Below are 20,353 nucleotides of genomic sequence, written 5' to 3'. Positions count from 1 at the left end.
TAAGTAATTTACTTAGTTCTTTGACAACCAGAACCTAGAAGCACATCCGGTCTACCGGATTCCCAACCCGGTATGGATCAAAACAGTTTTTGTCTCTCTAGGAGGTATAAGGCATGGCGATTAGGTATTCCCTGGTGGTTCTTTTTGTATTTCTCCTTCCCGTAACTGCTTTCACAGCAAGCAAATACACCGTGAAAAAAGGAGATAACCTTTACGGCTTGGCGTTAAAATTCGGCGTAACCGTTGAAGACCTGAAATCCGTCAATAATCTCGAAAATAACAGATTGGATATAGGCGATGTTTTGACTGTCCCTAATTCGGGCGGTTCGGCCGAAACAAGAAGCAATGCAGAGGATGGCAGCAATAATAAAGAGTACATAGTAAAGAAAGGCGACACCCTGGGCGAAATAGCCGAAAGACACGGCGTATCGACAGCGGCTTTACAGAACGAAAACGGATTAAGCAGCACAAAACTACAAATCGGGCAAAAACTTGCAATCCCCTCCGGACAGAATTCGAGCGTAAAGAGCGCCAAGGCACAGCCGGCAACGGGCGAAGTGTCCCAAGGGCCCGCAAAGGCCCCCGCCCCCGCAATCCCGGCGACCTACACGGTCAAAAACGGCGATACGCTCGGCCACATAGCGGCGAAATACGGCATGTCGAGCCGCGAGCTCAAGGCCGGGAACGGGCTGAAAACGGATAAGATAAGCGTCGGCCAAACCCTCCGGATCCCGGGCGGTGCGCCGGCGGCGAAGGCCCCCGATGCCGCCCCCGATGAAATAAAGACTGCCGAAGTAAAAACCGCCGAGGCAAAACCCGCTGAAACCACCGTTAAGAAAGCCCCCGCGGGCGGCGTATACGTCGTCCGTAAGGGCGACACCCCGGGCGGCATAGCACAGAAGCTCGGCGTCAGCACGAGCGACCTGATAAAACTGAACGACATCGACAGCAAGAGCCTCAGGATAGGACAGGAGCTCATCGTCCCCGGTTCCGCGGGTGCAGTCACAGCGGCCGCCGAAACGGCCCCCGTCCCCGTTAAGGCCGAAGAAGCCGAGGCTGAAAACGTAAAACCCGCTCCATCGACAATCACCTACTACACGGTCTCGAAGGGCGACACGCCCGGTGGCATCGCGCGGAAGCTCGGCGTCAGCACAAAAGACCTCGTCGAGCTCAACAGCATCGACAGCAGGAACCTCCGCATAGGGCAAAAGCTCGTGGTGCCCGGTTCGGCGAAGCTGGCCGAGGCCGTCGAAACGGCGGGCGCGGACGAAAAGCCCGCTCCCTCTTCCGCCGACAGCGCCCCCGAAGTCCCCGGCGTATACACGGTGCGTAAGGGCGACACGCTCGGCGGGATAGGCGGCAGGTTCGGCGTCTCGGTAAGCCAGCTCAAAAAGATTAACGGCCTTAAGAGCAATAATATCCGCATCGGGCAGGAGCTCGCCCTCACGCCGGCATCGCCCGCGGAATCCGAAACCGCGGACCCGGCTTTAACAGCCAAATTCGACGGCAGCTACAAGGTCGCGAAAGGCGACACGCTCGGACGGCTCGCGATTAAACACGGCGTATCCCAGAACGAGCTCAAGCAAGCCAACGGCCTTAAGAGCAGCAACATCAGGATCGGCCAGGTGTTGAAGGTCCCCGGCCCCGTAAAGAAAGACGTCATAGTCGTGGCCGAGCCTGCGGTCACCGCAGCCGAAGCGGTTTCCGCACAGGCCCCGGAAGAAACCGCCTCCGCCGAGGTATACATAAAGAAGAGATACGTGGTCAAGGAAGGCGACACGCTCGGAGGGATCGCGTCCGGCTTCGACGTGACTGTAGACGAGATCAAAAAGGCGAGCGCCTTAAAGTCCGACCGTATAGGCAAGGGCGACATACTCCTCATCCCCGTGCCCCAGGAAAAGGTTACGTCGTCCCGCTACACGGTAGCCAGGGGCGACACGCTCGGCAGGATAGCGAGCAGGTTCGGGGTTTCTGTAAGCGAGCTCAAGAAGGCGAACGGCCTCAGGGGCAACACCTTAAGGGCCGGAGCGAAGCTCAACATTCCGGGAATCACGGAAGCTGTGGACGCCGAGCCCGCGCTCGGAGTGGGCGCGAAGGTTATAGCGACGGCCAGCCCGAAGCGTGAATACGTCGTCGAAAAAGGCGACACGCTCGCGAGCGTAGCGGCCAAGTACGGCATCACGATTACCGCGCTCAAAACCGAAAACAACATCAAGGGCAGCACGATAAACGCGGGACAGGTGCTCTACATTCCGACCATCCCCGGGCAGGACGCCGCCTACGTCGCGGTAGCCGACAAGAGCACCATACAGTCCGGCGGCAAGGCAGATAATGCGTCCGACGATTCCGGGAAGAACGGAAGGTTCTCTAAGGAGAGCATCATACAGGTGGCGAAGAAATACCTCGGCGCGCCGTACAAATTCGGCGGCAACGATTTCATCACCGGCATAGACTGCTCTGGCTACGTCAAAAAGGTTTTCAGCAGGTTCAACGTCAACCTCCCCCGTACGGCGAGGGACATCTACTACAGGTCGGGCAAGAGCGTCAAGAGAGACGAGCTCGACACCGGCGACCTCGTGTTCTTCATCACGTACGCGAAATACCCCTCCCACGTCGGCATCTACATGGGGAACGACGAATTCATCCACGCGTCGTCCGCGTCCCGCAAGGTGACGATAGACAACATCAACAAGCAGTACTACAGGAAGAGATACATCGGCGCCAAGAGGGTCCAGCTCTCCGGGCTCTTCTACGACGAGATGAGCAAAGGGTACGGCGGCTTCGATAAGAACTGACGCCTCCGGCGCGCCGGGCCGCTCCCGAATCCGGGATGCTCCGCTCGGCCCGCCAGCCTCTCCGGAAATTCCAGCGAATTACAGGACGGCAAAGTCCGTCCATTGAAAGACCGGACCTGGTGATTATATTAATGTGAACTGCGCCATGGACCATTATCTGGACAGCTTCAGGGAATTTCTCCTCTCCGAAAGAAATTACTCGCAGCACACCGTCAAGGCCTACATGACCGACGTCGGCGAATTCGTCGGCGTCGCCAGGCAAAAAAAGCTCATCCCGGGAGAAGGGGAAGAATTCGACGCCAGGAAGCTCGACGAGGCCCCCATAAGGGCCTATATAGGCTGGCTTTATACGCAGAACAAGAAGGTATCGATTTCGAGGAAGCTCTCTTCCGTAAGGACGTTCTTCGAGTTCCTGATGAAGACCGGGGCGGTGAAATTAAACCTCGCCAGGCTCGTCCCGACGCCCAGGGGCGAAAAGAGGCTCCCGTCGTTTCTCACGGTGGACGAGGTCGTAAAGCTCCTCGACACGGTGTCGGGCGACGGCGCGCTCGACGCCAGGGACAGCGCCATACTGGAGCTACTCTATTCTAGCGGCCTCAGGGTAAGCGAGCTCGCCGGGGCCGACCTCGGCGACATCGACCTCGCCGGCCTGACGGTTAAAGTCCTCGGCAAGGGGAGAAAGGAAAGGCAGGTGCCGATAGGCTCCCGTGCGGCGGAGGCCATAAGGAAATACCTCGCCCACAGGCTCGACATGAAGCCGAAAGGAGACCAGCTCTTCGTGAATTCCCGCGGCGGGAGGCTAACGGTAAGAAGCGTGGACAGGATAATAAAGAAGCGCGCGATAGCTGCCGGCATCCCCAAGAACGTAAGCCCGCACGTGCTCAGGCACTCGTTCGCGACCCACCTTTTGGGGGGCGGGGCCGACCTCCGGGCGATCCAGGAAATGCTCGGACACGCGAGCCTTTCCACGACTCAAAGGTATACTCATACCTCGATAGAAAAATTAATGGAGATATACGACAAAACTCATCCCAGAGCATAGACATGGAACAATTTCACGGAACTACGATAGTATGCGTAAAGATCAAGGACGGCGTCGCGATGGCCGGGGACGGCCAGGTAACCCTGGGTCATGCCGCGGTAAAGCATTCGGCCAAGAAAGTGAGGAAGATATTCGAGGGCAAGGTGCTCGTCGGATTCGCCGGGGCCACGGCCGACGCCATGACCCTCTTCGACAAGTTCGAGGCGAAGCTCGAAGAGTACAGGGGGAACCTCCGCCGGGCTGCCGTCGAGCTCGCGAGGGACTGGCGGACGGACAGGATACTCCGGCGGCTCGAAGCGCTCCTCGCGGTGGCGGACAAGGACAGCATGTTTCTCATCTCCGGGAGCGGCGACGTGCTGGAGCCCGACGACAACGTAATAGCCGTAGGCTCGGGCGGCACGTTCGCACAGGCAGCGGCCAAGGCGCTCAGCAGGTTCTCCGACCTTTCGGCGAGGCAGATAGCCGAGGAATCCCTCAAGATAGCGTCCGAGATATGCATTTATACGAACGATAAAATCACGGTAGAGGAACTTTGACAAAATGAGCAATGAAACGTTTTTCACCCCGAGAGAGATAGTCTCGGAGCTCGACAGGTATATCATAGGCCAGAACAAGGCCAAGCGTGCGGTATCGATCGCGCTCAGGAACCGCTGGCGGCGCCAGCGCGTCTCCCCCGAGCTCAAGGACGAGATAGCGCCCAAGAACATACTCATGATAGGCCCGACGGGCGTCGGCAAGACCGAGATAGCCCGGCGTCTCGCCAAGCTCGCCCAGGCCCCGTTCTTAAAGGTCGAGGCTTCGAAGTTCACCGAGGTCGGCTACGTCGGAAGGGACGTCGAATCGATGATCAGGGACCTCACCGACATCGCCATAAAGATGGTGACCGACGAGGAGAAGCAGACCGTACGCACGAGGGCCGAGGACCTCGCCGAGGAAAGGATGCTGGACCTCCTCTTCCCCACGCCCCAGGCCCCGCAGGCGCATCAGCCCCCGCAGGCCGAGCCGGCGCAGCAGGCTGAGTCAAGCAGCGAAACGCGCGAGAAGCTGCGCAGGCTCCTCCGCGAGGGGAAGCTCGACGAAAGGTTCGTGGACATAGAGGTCACGTCGAAGAATTTTCCCATACAGGTGTTCTCGCCGTCCGGCCTCGAAGAGATGGACGTCAACATATCCGACATGCTCGGAAACCTCTTCCCCAAAAAGACCAAGAAGCGTAAGGTCCGCGTCCCCGACGCGATGGAAGTGCTGATACAGGAAGAGGCGCAGAAGCTCATCGACATGGACAACGTCATAAAGAAATCCATAGAGAGGGTCGAGCAGTCGGGGATAATCTTCATCGACGAGATAGACAAGGTCGCGGGCCGCGAAAGCTCGGCCGGGCCCGACGTATCGAGAGAAGGCGTCCAGCGTGACCTCCTCCCGATAATCGAGGGCTGCACGGTCAACACGAAGCACGGCATGGTGAAGACGGACCATATCCTCTTCATCGGCGCGGGGGCGTTTCACGTCTCGAAGCCGTCCGACCTCATCCCCGAGCTACAGGGCAGGTTCCCGATAAGGGTCGAGCTCGAACCGCTGACTACGGAAGACTTCATCATGATCCTGACCCAGCCCCGGAACGCGCTCATAAAGCAGTACGTCGAGCTCCTGAACACGGAGAACGTAGACCTCATCTTCTCGGAGGATGCGATAAGGGAAATCGCCGAGACGGCCCACACCGTAAACGAATCCATGGAGAACATCGGCGCGCGAAGGCTCCACACCATAATGGAGCGGATGCTCGACGAGATATCCTTCAACGCCCCCGACATGGGACACGAAAAGATTACGATCGACGCGAATTACGTTAAGGAAAAGATAGCCGACATCGTAAAGGACAGGGACCTCAGCAGGTACATACTCTAGGCGCGCACGGGCGATTCCGGCGCGCCGCGTTTTCGTGGAGAGGCGGTTACCCGACCGGGGTCTGCCACAGGACGTTCCCGACGAAGAACGGCCCCAGGCTTTCGAGGTACATCGACGTCTGCTTCGTCCCGCGCATGGTCTCTATCAGGATCGAGAGCGGGTAGAGCTTTGCGCCGAGGACCGCGATTACGAAGTCGTTGTCGTTCCTGTCGAGCCCGTGACACGCGAGCCTGATATCCGTTCCGAGCCCTGCCTGGCCGAACTTGAACCCTACCTTGCCGTGCTCCCCCAGCACCGAGCGGCGCTCGTCTTCCGAAAGCGTCTCGAAGAGCTTGTTACGCTGGAGCGGGTACCATATCGCCCACTTGAGCGCGGGGTTAAGCACCTTCTCACGGGGCCCGTGGACGAGGGTCCTTTCGAGGTCGGGCTCGTAGCCGAGGGAATACGTCCTCCCGAGCATGGTGTACTCGGGCTTGGGCGTAAGCCCGGTGAAGGCCGGGCGCGCGAGGAACTCGCGGAGCTCGCCGACGAAGAAACCCGGGTCCTCGTTGAGAGACAAAAGCCCGACGCCGTAGGGGTCGTTGATGTCGGCGTAGAGGACGAAGTCCGTGCCCGAGCCTTCGAGCTCCTTTATTATCTTCCCCGTATCGAGGCAGCCGCCGAACGCGAGGAGCTGCATCAGCATCCGCCTGTCCGAGGACAGGACCGTCCCGTCCTTCGCCCTCCCCTTTTCGCTTATATCCAAAACAGAATTGTCGTTTGCTTCTTGCATGTTTCACTCCTTTCCGGGAAAAATATAACAGCTTAAAACCCCCTTGGCGATTCGGGAATTTCCGGAAAACGGGCGCTTCGCCGCCCCCCTTTTTATAACCGTCCGTCAATTTTGGGCAACTTTAAAGCCGGATTATTTTCGGGACAGGGTTCCGGCGGGGTTTTCCTCCCTATTTGCCTTTCCGCGGGCCGAAAAGATTTTATTGGCATAGAACCATATTTATCTTATAATAATCAGCTTTATTTACCGGCGCGGCAGAATAAATGAAAAATCTCATTCAAAAAGCTAAAACACTCGTCGAAGCGCTCCCTTATATCGAGGAGTTTTACGGCGAAACTATCGTAATAAAATACGGCGGGAGCATCGGCGACGACGACCTCCACGACTTCGCGCGCGACATCGTGCTGATGAAGTTCGTGGGCATTCACCCCGTGGTCATACACGGCGGCGGCCCGCAGATAGGTAATCACCTGAAAAGGCTCGGCATGGAATCCGAGTTCATTGCGGGGCTCCGTGTGACGGACGAGGCGACGATGGAAGTCGCCGAGATGGTGCTCGTCGGGAAGATAAACCAGAAGATAATCGAGGCGATCCAGGCGATGGGCGGAAAGGCCGTCGGCGTTTCGGGAAAGGAAGGCAAGATGATCCTCGCACGGAAGCTGAACCTCGATACCTTCGCGGCCGAAAACGGCATCGAGATACCGGCCGGGTCCGACCTCGGCATGGTCGGCGAGGTCGAGTCGGTGAACCCGCACCTGATCAAAGTCCTCGAAGACTCGGGATTCATTCCCGTGATCGCGCCGACCGGGTTCGACAAGGAAGGCCGGACGTACAACATCAACGCCGACCACGTGGCCGGGAAGATAGCCGGCGCGCTCAAGGCCGTAAAGCTCATACTGATGACGAACGTCCCGGGTATCTTCGACAAGGAAAAGAACCTCCTTTCGAGCATCACCGAATCCGAAGCGCGCGAGCTCATAAGGCAGGAGGCGATCTCCGGCGGGATGATCCCCAAGATCATGTGCGCCATAGAGGCCCTTCACGCAGGCGTCGACAAGGTGCACATAATAGACGGCACAATAGACCACGCCCTCATCCTCGAAATATTCACCGACGCGGGCGTTGGAACGGAGATACTTCTTTGAGCAGCGAAGAAACGATAGCCGAAAGCGGCGAGTACCTGATGAATACGTACGGCCGCTACCCCATAGCGCTTGTCCGCGGCAAGGGATGCCGGGTGTGGGACGAGGACGGGAAACAGTACCTCGATTTCATCACGGGCATAGCCGTCAACAACCTCGGCCACTGCCATCCGAACATAGTCCGCGCCGTCACCGAGCAGTGCAGGACGCTGATGCAGGTGTCCAACCTCTTCCACGTCGAAAAGCAGGCCGAGCTCGCGCGGCTCCTCGTCGAGAATTCCTTCGCCGACAAGGTGTTTTTCTGTAACAGCGGGACGGAGGCCAACGAGGGCGCGATAAAGCTCGCCCGAAAATGGGGCGGGGCCAACGGCGGGCGCTACAAGATAGTCCACGCGCGCGATTCCTTCCACGGAAGGACCCTCGGCGCGCTCAGCGCGACGAACAAGAAATACCAGGCCGGCTTCAAGCCGCTCCTCCCGGGGTTCAAGGCCGTGCCTTACGGAAAGATCGAGTCAATAGAAAAGGCCCTTTCCGACGAGAAGGTCTGCGCCGTAATGCTCGAGCCGATACAGGGCGAAAACGGCGTAAAAATACCGTACGAGAATTATCTGAGAGACGTAAGGCGTCTCACCAGGAAGAAGAAAGTGCTGCTCATGCTCGACGAGATCCAGGTCGGGATGGGCAGGACCGGGAAGCTCTTTGCATACGAGCATTACGGCGTCGAGCCGGACATAATGACGCTCGCGAAGGCGCTCGGCGGCGGCATACCCTGCGGCGCTTTCCTGGCGACGGACCGGGTGGCCAGGCACTTCACGCCGGGCGTACACGGCACCACCCTCGGCGGCAATCCCGTCGCGATGAGCGCGGGGCTCGCCGTCATAAAGACTATAATGGAAGACGGCCTTCTGGACCGGGCCGCGTCGTCCGGGGAATATTTCCTCGAAAGGCTCGCCGGGATAAAAGAGGCGCACCCCGGCCTCGTAAAGGAGGTAAGGGGCAAGGGGCTCATACTCGGCGTCGAGTTCAAATCCCCCGATATCGCAAAGGACGTCGTAACGAGGGCCGTCGGCAAGGGGCTCCTGACGATACTCACGGAGCAGCGGGTCATGAGGCTCCTCCCCCCGCTCATAGCAGGCAAAAAGGAGATAGACGAGGCAATTGACATTATCAGCGAATCACTCGACGAGGCCGGGAATGCCTAGAAGCTTCCTCAGGATTGCGGACATAGGCAAGGAGGATTTCGAGCATCTCTTCAGGCGCTCGGCCGAGCTCAAGGCCGCGAAGAAGGCCGGCACGCCGACGCACACGCTCGCCGGGAAATCGATAGCGCTCATCTTCGAGAAGCTCTCGACGAGGACCCGCGTTTCTTTCGAGGTCGCGATAAACGACCTCGGCGCAAACGCGCTTTATCTTAACCCGAACGATCTTCAGCTCGGGCGCGGCGAAACGGTCGAAGACACCGCGAAGGTGCTCTCGTCGTACCTCGACGGCGTTATACTCCGGCTCTTCGAGCAAGAGAAGCTGGAAGAATTCGCGAAGCACTCTACTATACCGGTGATAAACGCGCTTACGGACCTCGGGCATCCGACGCAGATCGTAGCCGACCTCTTCACGATAAAGGAAAGGGGACTCGACGTCGGCGACATGAAGCTCGCCTTCATCGGCGACGGCAACAACGTCGCCAATTCGTTCATAGGCGCGGCGGCGATACTCGGCTTTAAGCTCGCTATAGCGACCCCGCGCGGCTACGAGCCCGACTTCTCGTCGCTCGGCGTAAGCGGCGAGGGCGTAGAGGTGACAAACGACCCGGACGAAGCCGTAAGCGGCGCGGACGTCATATACACCGACGTCTGGGTAAGCATGGGCCAGGAAGAGGGGACCGACAAGAGGATGAAGATGTTCAGGCCCTACCAGGTAAACGCAGAGCTCTTGACCAGGGCCTCGAAAGACGCCCTCGTCATGCACTGCCTTCCGGCACACAGGGGCGAGGAGATAACGGCGGAAGTCGCCGACGGCCCGCAGTCGATAATCTTCGACCAGGCGGAGAACAAGCTCCACGCGGGCAAAGCCATACTCGAAATGTTCATGAAGGACTGAGAGTTTACGGAAGCGGCCCGTAGAACACGAAACCGCCCCGGTTTTCCTTATGTTCCCTTAATAATCGGAGTCGATGTTCATCGAGGGATCGGTGTCGATGTTAAACGCCCTGTTTATCGGATCGACGTCCAGAACCCAGTAGGTGCCCTTGACGAAAAGGGTCGCGATCCCGAGCGGGGGCCTCGCGGCCATGCTTATGAGCTTGAACGGATGAAGCGCGTCGCTCGGGTTATAGTTGTAGTTGGTTATCCTAGGGGAGTCCGCCCCCATCGCGGCCGAAGCGAAGACCATGATTCCAAGAAGCATTCCGGCAAAGTATTTCATGTTCCACCTCCTCAAGCGGTCATCAGGTTCCTACGCCAAATTATAATAATCGTCCCGAAAATAGTCAATGGGATAAATCCGCCCCGGCAAACGGTTAAACGGCATACTTAAAGCGGCGAATCATAAAAGCTCCGAAATTATATTAAAGAACGGGAATTTCCGGCCTCTCGCCGGCGGAGGGGGTATAATATAGGCATAGCTTGAAAAGACTGCCAGAATTCTTAGAATAATAATCCGTGAGGCGGCGCTTATGAGAAGAGGAGAGAAGGTTTACTACGTTAAGGATTTCATTCAGACAGTCCCTCTTCCCTCACCCAAAAAGATATACGCGGAGCTCGAAAAGCTCGGATACAGGGGCCAGCCGCTCGCCCGCAAGGCGGTGTCACTCGCCTCTTACAGGCACGTCAAGAGACTGAAGCTCCTCCATACGAAAAACACGCCGCGCACCGTTCTGCCGCCCCGCCCGAACACCATACTCATGGGGCCGACGGGCTGCGGCAAGACGTATCTCATCGAGCTCCTTTTCGGCGAAATATTCAAGCTGCCCTACGTCATCATCGACATGACGAAGTTCACCGAATCGGGATACGTCGGCGACGACGTCGTGAACATCCTGGTCCAGCTCGTCTACGCGGCGAACGAGAGCATAGACATCGCCGAGTGCGGCGTCATCGTGCTCGACGAGTTCGACAAGATAGCCGGGGCCTACAGCAGCGCGAGGTTCGCCGGGCAGGGGACGACGAAGGACGTCTCCGGGTACGGCGTACAGAGAGAGCTGCTGAAGATTCTCGAAGGGACGGACGTCCAGATACCGCTCGACTTCGGATTTTCGAGCAGGGGACCGAGGGCGCTCATCTCGACCCGCGACATAACGTTCTTTTCGGTGGGCGCTTTCTCAGGCATACGGAGCCTCCTCGAAAAGCGGAGCCTCGGCTTCATGCAGAAGCTCGAGGAAGGAATGAGCGAGGACGATTCCATAGCCTACAGCCTGACGGAAGACGAGGCGGACGACATATCGAAGTTTCACATGTTCGGGTTCCTGCCCGAGCTCATTTCGCGGTTCAACCGCATAGTGCCGTTTTCGCCGCTAAACAAAAATACGCTCATGGAGATAATCCACATCAAGACCCGGAACTACCAGAGGGAATTCGAGGAAGAGGGCTTTTTGCTCCGCATCGAGCCGGGCGTCGCCGAGTTCATAATCGACGAAGCCGTAAGGCGGCAGACGGGGGCCCGCGGCCTGGATGTTATAATATCGAGGCACCTCGAAGAGGTGGCGTTCGAGAACTTCGGAAAGGGAGACGAGGGAGAGATAATCCTTACGATGGACTCGGGCAGGGTTTCTCACATCTTGAAAAAACGCGCATGAAGATATCCATAGTGAGCCTCGGCTGCTCGAAGAACCTCGTCGACAGCGAGATCATGAGCGGAGCTTTAACAAGGTCCGGCCACGAGATCTCGCCCGAAGACAAAGCCGACGTAATAATTGTAAACACCTGCGGCTTTATAGGAGACGCGAAGAAGGAGTCCATCGACACGATCCTCGATCTCTCCGAAAGGAAGGTCAGCGGGAGCTGCCGGAAGCTCATCGTCACGGGATGCCTCGTCGAGAGATACGCCGAGGTGCTGAAGCACGAGCTGCCCGAGGTAGACGCATTCTGGGGGACGGGGAACCTCCTCAAGATAGGTGAGGTCCTCGAAGACAGGCGGCCGGGGACGATACACAAAAATCCGCCGGGGACGATATACGACCCCGACACGCCGCGTGTCATGCTCACGCCGAAGCACTACGCCTACGTGAAAGTCTCCGAAGGCTGCTCGCGTACGTGCTCCTTCTGCATCATCCCGAAGATGCGCGGCGTCATGAAGAGCAGGCCCGTCGCCTCCATAGTCGGCGAGGCCGAGAGCCTCGTCAGGCAGGGCGTACGGGAGATAAACCTCATCGCGCAGGACATGACTAGCTACGGGCGCGACATCGGGACGAACCTCGAAACGATGCTCCGCGAGCTGGCCACGGTGGACGGCCTCGGGTGGATAAGGATTCACTACTGCTACCCGTGGGGAATAACAGACTCCCTCGTCGAGCTCATAGCAAAGGAGGAGAAGATCCTCCCCTACATCGACATGCCGCTCCAGCACATAAGCGAGCGCATGCTGAAGGCAATGGACAGGAAGACCCCGCCCGCCCGCATAAGGGAGATACTGAAGAAGCTCCGGGACGGGATTGACGGCGTCGTCCTCCGGACGACGTTCATAGTCGGCTTTCCCGGAGAGACGGACGACGAATTCGAGGAGCTCCTGGAATTCGTAGAAGAGACGGGGTTCGACAGGGCAGGCGCGTTCAAGTACTCGCAGGAAGAGGGAACCCCGGCGGGTGTCATGGAAGACCAGGTGCCCGAAGAGGTCAAGGAAGAAAGGTACGAGCGGCTTTTAGAAGCGCAGTCCGAGGTGTCGCTGAGGAAGAACCTCTCCCTCGTAGGAACCGTCCACGAAGGGTTCATCGAAGGCGAGGAAAACGGCGATTATATAGCCAGGATTCCCTCGCAGGCCCCCGAAGTTGACGGGTACACGTACGTGAAGAAAACCGGAGAGCTGAAATTAAAGACCGGCGACCTCGTGAATATAAAAATCACCGACGCCGACGTTTACGACCTCAGGGGAGTAATACTTTAGCGTTACAACTTTATGAATTCTGCAAGGAACCTCGGCCGTGCATAAAACGCTCTCGAAATGGAACCGTGGCCGGGCCCTTTTGTACGGGGTTGTATAAAATAACCCATCTTTCCTGATAGAGCACTGAACCCCTTAGACGGATCCAAGATCATTTCTCTAACCAAATCGTAGTCCTTTTTCACCGCTTCGTACAGCTCACCATCCAGATCAAACTCCACTACTGAATGTATATATGTGGGCTCACTCACTGAAGCCCCAACCGTTCTCGCAACAACGACTGCTTTTTGCAATTTTGCCAGAAGATGGCTTTCATGAAATTCCTTCTGCGCAACATTAACAGGATCTATCATAGTAATTGCCATGGTTTCTTTGAAAGTCAGCAAGCCGTTCCGTTTGAGCTTCAGAGGAATACATTTCAACTCCCAAGACCCGAAATTGGGAGATTGTGCTGAATTCAAAGGGATCTGAAGATGTCTCTCAAAAACGTGGCCAGCCCAGCCCTTATTCACCTTGTCGTTTTTGTATACGGTGACACCGTAGAGTTGCGCGAGCTCGTGTAAATTCTTTCCCACAAGCTCATTCAGTTTTCTTATTGCTTCAATTCTTTCCATGGAGAATGTTACGGCAAGATTCCGTAGTCCGCTTTTTCATCTCTTGCCGCTTTTGCGTTGTGCTTTTTTTCGTTATATGTAAGCAAAGAGTTCTTCTCAATGACATCCTTAAGCCTAGGAACAGCATACGTATCCAGATATGCCCTATCCATATCAATACCGACGAATTTTCTATTATGTCTCAATGCAACTACACCTGTCGTTGCGCTCCCACAAAACGGATCGAGTATGATGTCATTTTCGCTGCTACAAGTGAGGATAATACGTTCCAGCAAAGCTTCCGGTTTTTGCGTAGGGTGCTTCCCATACTTTTTTTCACCATTCTTTGGTGTGTTAATAGCCCATACGCTTCTCATCTGCTTCCCAGGCTTTTTCAAAGAATCTCCATTCCAATTATAGTTCTTGGCAACGTCGTAATTAAAAAAGTGTTTCGCGCTTTTGCTCTTCCTAACCCACAACAGCGTTTCGTGACTGGCAGTAAACATCCTGCAAGCGAGATTGGGCGCGGCATTTGGCTTGTACCAGCTAATATCGTTAATCATATGCCATCCTTGAGTCTGAAGGGCGAATCCGCAGGCATAGATCGAATGGTAAGTCCCCGATATCCAGAGTGAGCCATCGGGCTTCAGCACCCTTCGGCACTCTTCGATCCACTTATAATGAAACTTATAATCCTCTTCTACGCCGTTACTCTTATCCCATGAGCCTTTATTGACACTCACTCTGCGTCCGGCGTGGCATGTAAATCCGTTGTTGGAAAGATTGTACGGCGGGTCCGCAAATATCAGATCGATACAACCATCGGGCAGTCGACGCAACGTGTCTAAAACATCGCCAAGGTAAAGCCTGATATTTTTGCTAGTAAAGAAAGGATCCAAGATCACTGCTCCGAAAGTGTCGTTCTAAGCTCTCTTATGCCATCAAAGGACATGTCCCTGCCCTTACCGGTTGGGTAGTTCACATCCTCTTGACCCCAAATCCACTTGTATGCTTTTAGTAAAACCTCGGGCAACTCCCCACAGGGATTGACCAAGTTTACCGAAGCCAATACTTCATCCGGCTCTTCACCCACATAAACCCTTTCAAGAGCATCGATTATTTTAAGGGTTGCTGGAACATCCTGATTGCCTTTTTCCACCAGGTCCTCATAGATATTTTTATGAGAAATTAACCACATGGTTTTATCCGTTGGATTGTGAACAAAAACCATGAAATCTTCTTTTTTTATCTTGCCGTACGTGAATTTGCCACCCGGCTTCGTAATAACTATTTTTCGTCCATCTTGTATATTCTCGACTTCATATCCTCTATACTCTAGGGCTTCAATCGCTTCTCTAAAGTCTTCTCTTGGAGCATTTCGTATATTTAATGATTTCAAATCAATATCATGGACGTATACATTCTTTTTCACTTTACTCATGAGAAGACTTCCCACAATCATTATAGAACACAACTATCTTAACACTACACTGCAGATTTGTTAACAAGAGGTGCGCTACTGAAATAACAATTTAGATGAGAAAAACTCTCTTCTGGTTCAACAAAGGGATGAGTTACATAGCCACAAGACGCCTTAATTCACCCCGTCCTTATCGAACATCCGGCGAATGCCGTACGTGGTGGTCCTTTCGGCGGGGATTCGGCCTATCTCCCTCGTGAGACGCCTGAACTCTTCGGGCGGGAAATACTGCCCGTAGCTGGCGCCGGCGGAGCGCGAAATCTGCTCCTCCATCAGCGTGCCTCCGAAGTCGTTGGCCCCCGCCGTCAGCGAGAACTGCGCGAACTCGGGCCCCTGCTTCACCCACGAGACCTGTATGTTGTTTATCCACCCGCGGAGCATGAGTCGCGAAACGCCGTACATCTTGAGCTGGTTAACGTCGCCCGGCCCTTCCTGCACCTTGCCCTTCGAGTGCTTGAAGAGCCTCGTGTTCCAGGGGATGAACCGGAGCGGGACGAATTCCGTGAACCCGCCCGTCTCTTTCTGGATGTCTCTCAGTATGCCGATGTGCTCGGCCCAGTGGTGGGGCTTGTCGACGTGTCCGTACATTATCGTGGACGTCGTCCGCATGCCCGCCTTGTGCGCCTTCTTGACGATCCTTATCCACGCCTCGGTCGGCATCTTCCGAGGAGCGATTATCTTCCTCACTTCCTCGACGAGTATCTCGGCCGCCGTCCCCGGGAAGGTGTTGTGGCCGACGTCTTTTAACTTCACTATGAAATCTTCTTCGGAAATGCCGAGCGTCTGCGCGCCGTAGAATATCTCGAACGGCGAAAAGGCGTGGGTGTGCATCTCGGGGACGGCTTTTTTCACGGCCTTTATGAGCTCGACGTAAAAATTCCCGTCGATGTCGGGGTGCATCCCCCCCTGCATGCAGACTTCCGTCGCCCCTATGTCCCAGGCCTCCTTCACCCTGTCCGCTATCTCGTCCATGGAGAGGAAATACGCCCTCTCGTCCCCCTCCGGCGCCATGAAGTTACAAAAGCCGCAGTACGTGTTGCATATGTTCGTAAAGTTAATATTCCTGTTTACGACGTAGGTGACCACGTCGCCCACATCCTCTTTCCGTATGGCGTCGGCCGTTACGGCCAGGGCCGTAAGCTCGTCGGGGTCGGTTATGGCGAAGAGGTGGATGGATTCCTCGACCGAAATCTCCTCCCCCGAGAGCGCCTTGTCCAGAATCTTTCCCGTGGCGCCGTTCACCCTGCCGAGAACGCCGTCCAGCCCGAGGCCTCTCGTGTCCTGTATGTATGATATGGCGTCTTCAATTCGATCCATCGGGGTCTGTCTCCTCAAGCGGCACGTAGCCGGTCTCATCGACCGCCGCCCTCACCTTTTCCAGAAGCGGGCCGTCGATGTATTTCTCGCTAATAAATTCCGGGTATACAGGGAGCCTTTCCCTGAGCGTAAAGCCCGCCTCTTCCGAAAGCTCTCTCATGCTTTCGAGCTTCGGCCACGGGGCCTCCGGATTCACGTAGTCTATGGTTATCGGCGAAACGCCGCCCAGGTCGTTTACGCCGGAATATAAAAAGAGCTGGTAAGTCCCCGGGTTCAAATTGGGCGGAATCTGTACGTTCATGTCCTTTCCGAAGACGAGCCTCGTTATCGACACTATCTTCAGCATGTCCACGAAATCGGGGGGCGGGTACTTTTCCATGATTATCCCCTGCTTCGGGCAGAAGTTCTGTATGATTAATTCCTGTATGTGCCCGTAGGCGTCGTTGAGGTCCTTTATAGCGAAGAGGGAATCGATCCTCTCTTCCCACGTCTCGCCGATGCCGACGAGAATCCCCGTCGTCCACGGGATGCCGAGCTCGCCCGCCGTTTCCATAGTCTTCATGCGCTGCTTCGGAACCTTGTCCGGGCACCTGTGATGCGCTTCGCCCTTTTTGAGGAGGCGCATGCTGATGTTTTCGAGCATGAGCCCCATGCTGGGGTTCGATTTCTTAAAGCCGAGGAGCTCGTCGTGCGTCGCGAGCCCGAGGTTCGTGTGCGGGAAAATCCCGTAGGCGAGCGACGCCGCGCCCATGTCTACGAGGTATTCGGCGGTGGTTCCGTAGCCCATAGCGCCGAGGGCGTCCCTGTATTCTTTATATTTGAGCTCGGGCTTGTCCCCCGTGACGAAGAGGAGCTCCGTGCAGCCGAGCTGCGCCCCCTTCGACGCCATATCGAGAACCTCTTCCGGCGTCAGGAAGAGAGCCCCCTCCCCGGGCTCGTATTTAAAGGTGCAGTATCCGCAGTGGTTCCTGCAGAGCTGCGTCAGCGGGACGAAAACGTTCCGTGAGAACGTGAGCACTCTTCCCTTACCCCTGTCCCTTATCTCGGACGCGGCCAGGAGTATATAGGGAAGCTCGTCGTTCCCCAGCCCGGCGATAGTAAGGGCGTCCTCCCTGTTTATCGCCTCGCCGGAAAGGACCTTCTCTATTATGCCGCCCGTTTTTACCGTCGCCGCGGCCCCGGCACCGAGCATGTCCGTAATACCGCGCAAACGGTCGGGAAAGGGAGTATTATCCCCCGAAGGTATGAGAGCTTCCATGTTCTTCATATTAAGAGACTTTCCCCCCGCGGCCCCGCGGAAGAAATTGCTTTAACACCTGGAAGGCGCTTTCACCCCAAGCGTATCAAGTAATATTCTCACAAACGGGCGGATAAAGTCAAGCCGAAAGAACGGCGTCAAAGGAGGCTTGTCACGGTATTGGCCAGCGCCGCCGCCCTTTCGGGGACGGGCATAAGTATGTCGGTTACCAGGGGCTCGATTCCGAGGCTTTTTATCTCGTCCGCCTCGTGGGCGTCCCGTGTATCGATGATCATGACGTCGAGGAAGTCCCCGTATAGCTCGGCCACCTGGACGGAGCTCACCCTTAGCCCGAGCCCCTTCATGAGCCTGTCGGCGGGACCTTTCAGGGGCGCGTCGCCGACGAGGGGGCTTATGGCTATCTTTTTGGCCCCGGACTGCCTTATGGCGTCCCTTACGCCCCCCAGGGCGAGAATCGGCCCGATGCTGATTATGGGATTACTCGGGCAGATCACTACCCCCCTCGCCCCCCGGATGGCGTCCAGGACCGCGGGCGTGGGCGCGGCGCTCTCTATATTTTTGAGGGTTACGCCCAGGACCTCGGGCTTCATCTTCTTCTTTACGAGATATTCCTGAAAGTGCATCTCCCCCTCGGGCGTCTCTATCCACGTCTCGACGTCGTCGTCGGTCATCGGGAGGACGTTTATGTTGCCGGGCAGACCGAAAGCGGCGGCTATCCTCAACGCCGTCTCCGTGGCCGTAACCCCGCACGCACGCAGGTGCGTCCTGAAAATGTGGGTCGCGAAGTCCGAATCCCCGATATTGAACCATGTCTCCCCTCCGAGCCTCGAAAGGGCCGAAAGGCACCTGAACGTGTCCTCTTTCAGGCCCCAGCCCCTCTGCCTGTCCACGCGGCCCGAGAGCCTGTATATGACGGTATCGACGTCCGGAGAGACCCTTAAACCGTGGATCGTAACGTCGTCCCCCGTGTTTACGACTGCGTTAAGGGGTTCACTGCCGATTACGGCGGAAAGGCCTTCAAGGAATTTCGCGGCCCCGACCCCGCCTCCGAGAGCAGTTATCATGAGGTTAAACCTTTTAGAGAGAAGTTAGCTCCTTCCCTCGGCAAAAGCGGCCGGGAGATTGAGCCGGTAAGCATATTTAACCCCCCCGGGGCTGTCAAGTTGCCGCGCGCGCGTGAGCCCGCCTACGCCCCCCTTCGCCGGGGAAACCGCCCCCCGCCCGTTTCCCGCCGCGGGCCCGGCGAGCCGGCCCGTTATTCCCGCGCTCAGTTGAAACTGAATCCGAAGTGATATAGATTTTTATATAAATTATCCGCCCGAGGGGTATATACACAGATGAGTCTTGATATAATAAGGAGTAAAAACGCCTGGTTCGTAAGGGGCGTTCTGATTTTACTTGCAGTGATAATGGTGCTCGGACTGGGGTTCATGTCCGACGATTTCGCCGGGATGATGTCTACGCCCGTAAACGTGGCGGCCGAGGTCAACGGCGAGGAAATAAGCGCGGCGGATTTCGCCATCATGCGCGACATAATAAAGTCCCAGATCAGCCCGGACGCCGACCTCACGCCCGACCAGATGCTCCAGTTAAACGCCATAGCCCTTAACCAGCTCATAAATACGAAGCTCCTCGCCCAGAAGGCAAAAGAGCTCGGGCTCAGGGTAACGGACGAAGAGCTGGTCGAGTCCATAACCTCGAACCCGGCCTTCCAGATAGACGGCAAGTTCGTGGGCGGCGAGATGTTCGCGAATTTCATACGGCAAACCCGGAACCAGTCGGTCGAGGACTTCGAGGCGACATACAGGGAAGAGATGCTCGCCGATAAAATGTCCGGGATAATACAGAACACGGCCGTCGTCACGGACGAGAATCTTCTGAGCGCCTACACCATGGAGAACGAGAAGGTAAACATCGCGTACATACAGCTCTCGGCGGAAGATTTCGCAAGCGAAGAGAACCCGGCCGAAGACGAGGTAAAAAGCTATTACGAAAAGAACAGGGCGAAATTCGTAATGCCCGAAACGAGAAAGATACGGTACGTAAAGCTCACCCCCGAAGCCTTCGAATCCAGCATAAAAATCACCGACGAGGAAATCAAGTCTTACTACGACGCCTATTCGGACGAGTTCCAGACCGAAGACGGCGAGGTCCGCCCGCTGGAAGAGGTCAGGGGCGACATAGAGGCCAGGCTCAAGGCCGGGCGCGCCGAGGCGGCGAGGCAGCGGCTTTCCGGCGAGACGGGGAGCGCCTCGGCGAAATCGGTAGACGCCGTAGCGGCCGAATACTCCGCCGGGCCCGTGCTCGAAGCGGGGCCGTTCAGGCAGGCAAGGGTTATCGACGACATCCCTCCCGTAATCACGCGGAGGGCCTTCGAAACCGAATCCGGGCAGACGTTCCTCACCCCCGTCGGGAGCACGGTCTGGGCCGTCGAGGTAACGGAGGTAACTCCAAAGCGCGAGCAGACGTTCGAAGAAGCGAAAGAAAAAGCGGCCCTCGCGTTAAAAGAGGAGAAGGCAGCCTCCGTTGCGTCCGAAAAAGCCGCCGCGATAGTCAAGGAGCTGAACGCGGCAGGCAGGGCGAACCTCCAGGCCGAGGCGAAAAAGCTCGGGCTCGAGATAAAGGAAACGGGCTACTTCTCCCGGAGGGATAACGTCCCCGGGATAGGCTCGGCCGAGCTCAGGGCCGAAGCCTTCCGGATAGACCCGAAGCTCGCGGTGTCGAACAGGGTCTATACTAGCGGCGAGAATTTCTACATAGTCTCGTTTAAAGATAAACAGGGCGTTTCGATGGACGATTTTCAGCAGAAGAAAGAGGAAATAAGGACGCATCAGCTCGACCGCCAGCGCGCCGAGATCATGCAGAACTGGCTTCAGGACATGAGGCGGAGGGCCGAAATAATACCGAACGCCCAGTTATTCCCCGCACAGGGATAAAATGCATCAGGGAGCAGCAGGTAAC

The 20,353-nt window shown here is 56.5% G+C and carries 18 protein-coding genes; 10 read left to right on the top strand and 8 right to left on the bottom strand.

Translation table 11 applies throughout. The annotated features are described in order from the left end of the window. Nucleotides 1-113 precede the first annotated feature (113 nt). The 4 genes from PKC29_03245 (at nucleotide 114) to hslU (ending at nucleotide 5,739) form a co-directional block, all read left to right on the top strand. Nucleotides 114-2,795: a LysM peptidoglycan-binding domain-containing protein gene (locus tag PKC29_03245; protein HML94427.1), complete on the top strand. Its 2,682-nt coding sequence runs from the start codon at nucleotides 114-116 to the stop codon at nucleotides 2,793-2,795. Nucleotides 2,796-2,940: 145 nt separating this feature from the next. After that, the gene (locus PKC29_03240) at nucleotides 2,941-3,837 is read left to right on the top strand and encodes a tyrosine recombinase XerC (protein HML94426.1); all 897 of its coding nucleotides are present in this window, start codon (nucleotides 2,941-2,943) and stop codon (nucleotides 3,835-3,837) included. Between the two features lie 2 nt (nucleotides 3,838-3,839). Further along, nucleotides 3,840-4,373 carry an ATP-dependent protease subunit HslV gene (gene hslV, locus PKC29_03235; GenBank protein ID HML94425.1) on the top strand — a complete coding sequence of 178 codons (534 nt, stop codon included), beginning with the start codon at nucleotides 3,840-3,842 and terminating at the stop codon, nucleotides 4,371-4,373. 4 nt (nucleotides 4,374-4,377) lie between these two features. Next, nucleotides 4,378-5,739 carry an ATP-dependent protease ATPase subunit HslU gene (hslU, locus tag PKC29_03230; protein ID HML94424.1) on the top strand — a complete coding sequence of 454 codons (1,362 nt, stop codon included), beginning with the start codon at nucleotides 4,378-4,380 and terminating at the stop codon, nucleotides 5,737-5,739. 46 nt (nucleotides 5,740-5,785) lie between these two features. Here the strand turns inward: hslU and PKC29_03225 are convergent, their stop codons facing one another. After that, the gene (locus tag PKC29_03225) at nucleotides 5,786-6,511 is read right to left on the bottom strand and encodes a chlorite dismutase family protein (protein ID HML94423.1); all 726 of its coding nucleotides are present in this window, start codon (nucleotides 6,509-6,511) and stop codon (nucleotides 5,786-5,788) included. Between the two features lie 263 nt (nucleotides 6,512-6,774). Here PKC29_03225 and argB point away from each other — a divergent pair, with 263 nt between their 5' ends. Genes argB through argF form a run of 3 tightly spaced genes read left to right on the top strand, consistent with a single transcriptional unit; the run spans nucleotide 6,775 to nucleotide 9,750 of the window. After that, complete coding sequence (argB, locus tag PKC29_03220) at nucleotides 6,775-7,656, top strand: acetylglutamate kinase (GenBank protein ID HML94422.1); 882 nt, start codon at nucleotides 6,775-6,777, stop codon at nucleotides 7,654-7,656. Beyond that, nucleotides 7,653-8,855, top strand: coding sequence for an acetylornithine transaminase (locus tag PKC29_03215; protein ID HML94421.1), 1,203 nt, complete (start codon nucleotides 7,653-7,655; stop codon nucleotides 8,853-8,855). The genes argB and PKC29_03215 overlap by 4 nt, the downstream gene beginning before the upstream one ends. After that, nucleotides 8,848-9,750, top strand: a complete 903-nt coding sequence (gene argF, locus PKC29_03210; GenBank protein HML94420.1) for an ornithine carbamoyltransferase — start codon at nucleotides 8,848-8,850, stop codon at nucleotides 9,748-9,750. The genes PKC29_03215 and argF overlap by 8 nt, the downstream gene beginning before the upstream one ends. A gap of 57 nt (nucleotides 9,751-9,807) precedes the next feature. Here the strand turns inward: argF and PKC29_03205 are convergent, their stop codons facing one another. Continuing rightward, nucleotides 9,808-10,074, bottom strand: a complete 267-nt coding sequence (locus PKC29_03205; GenBank protein ID HML94419.1) for a hypothetical protein — start codon at nucleotides 10,072-10,074, stop codon at nucleotides 9,808-9,810. A gap of 250 nt (nucleotides 10,075-10,324) precedes the next feature. Between PKC29_03205 and PKC29_03200 the strand changes: the two genes are divergently transcribed. Next, on the top strand, nucleotides 10,325-11,443 hold the full coding sequence (locus tag PKC29_03200) for an AAA family ATPase (GenBank protein HML94418.1): 1,119 nt from the start codon (nucleotides 10,325-10,327) through the stop codon (nucleotides 11,441-11,443). Continuing rightward, nucleotides 11,440-12,747, top strand: coding sequence for a 30S ribosomal protein S12 methylthiotransferase RimO (gene rimO / locus PKC29_03195; GenBank protein HML94417.1), 1,308 nt, complete (start codon nucleotides 11,440-11,442; stop codon nucleotides 12,745-12,747). Before PKC29_03200 ends, rimO begins: the two co-directional genes overlap by 4 nt. Nucleotides 12,748-12,749: 2 nt before the next feature. Here the strand turns inward: rimO and PKC29_03190 are convergent, their stop codons facing one another. The 6 genes from PKC29_03190 to cofD form a co-directional block, all read right to left on the bottom strand. Then, the gene (locus PKC29_03190) at nucleotides 12,750-13,358 is read right to left on the bottom strand and encodes a MutH/Sau3AI family endonuclease (GenBank protein ID HML94416.1); all 609 of its coding nucleotides are present in this window, start codon (nucleotides 13,356-13,358) and stop codon (nucleotides 12,750-12,752) included. 8 nt (nucleotides 13,359-13,366) lie between these two features. Further along, nucleotides 13,367-14,239, bottom strand: a complete 873-nt coding sequence (locus tag PKC29_03185; protein ID HML94415.1) for a site-specific DNA-methyltransferase — start codon at nucleotides 14,237-14,239, stop codon at nucleotides 13,367-13,369. Next, nucleotides 14,239-14,778 carry a hypothetical protein gene (locus PKC29_03180; GenBank protein HML94414.1) on the bottom strand — a complete coding sequence of 180 codons (540 nt, stop codon included), beginning with the start codon at nucleotides 14,776-14,778 and terminating at the stop codon, nucleotides 14,239-14,241. Before PKC29_03180 ends, PKC29_03185 begins: the two co-directional genes overlap by 1 nt. Nucleotides 14,779-14,931: 153 nt before the next feature. After that, on the bottom strand, nucleotides 14,932-16,134 hold the full coding sequence (gene cofH / locus PKC29_03175; GenBank protein HML94413.1) for a 5-amino-6-(D-ribitylamino)uracil--L-tyrosine 4-hydroxyphenyl transferase CofH: 1,203 nt from the start codon (nucleotides 16,132-16,134) through the stop codon (nucleotides 14,932-14,934). Then, nucleotides 16,121-17,401 carry a 7,8-didemethyl-8-hydroxy-5-deazariboflavin synthase CofG gene (gene cofG / locus PKC29_03170; GenBank protein HML94412.1) on the bottom strand — a complete coding sequence of 427 codons (1,281 nt, stop codon included), beginning with the start codon at nucleotides 17,399-17,401 and terminating at the stop codon, nucleotides 16,121-16,123. Before cofG ends, cofH begins: the two co-directional genes overlap by 14 nt. A gap of 128 nt (nucleotides 17,402-17,529) precedes the next feature. Next, nucleotides 17,530-18,456: a 2-phospho-L-lactate transferase gene (cofD, locus tag PKC29_03165; protein ID HML94411.1), complete on the bottom strand. Its 927-nt coding sequence runs from the start codon at nucleotides 18,454-18,456 to the stop codon at nucleotides 17,530-17,532. A gap of 273 nt (nucleotides 18,457-18,729) precedes the next feature. On the opposite strand from cofD, the gene PKC29_03160 reads away from it, so the two are divergent. Beyond that, a complete protein-coding gene (locus PKC29_03160) occupies nucleotides 18,730-20,328 on the top strand; it encodes a SurA N-terminal domain-containing protein (GenBank protein ID HML94410.1) in 1,599 nt (532 codons plus the stop codon). The last annotated feature ends 25 nt before the right edge of the window (nucleotides 20,329-20,353 follow it).

The sequence above is a fragment of the Thermodesulfobacteriota bacterium genome, from assembly GCA_035325995.1.
Classification (GTDB): domain Bacteria; phylum Desulfobacterota_D; class UBA1144; order Nemesobacterales; family UBA2774; genus JADLGH01.
Note: the sequence above shows the minus strand (reverse complement) of the source record. Positions and strands in the feature narration are given on the sequence as shown.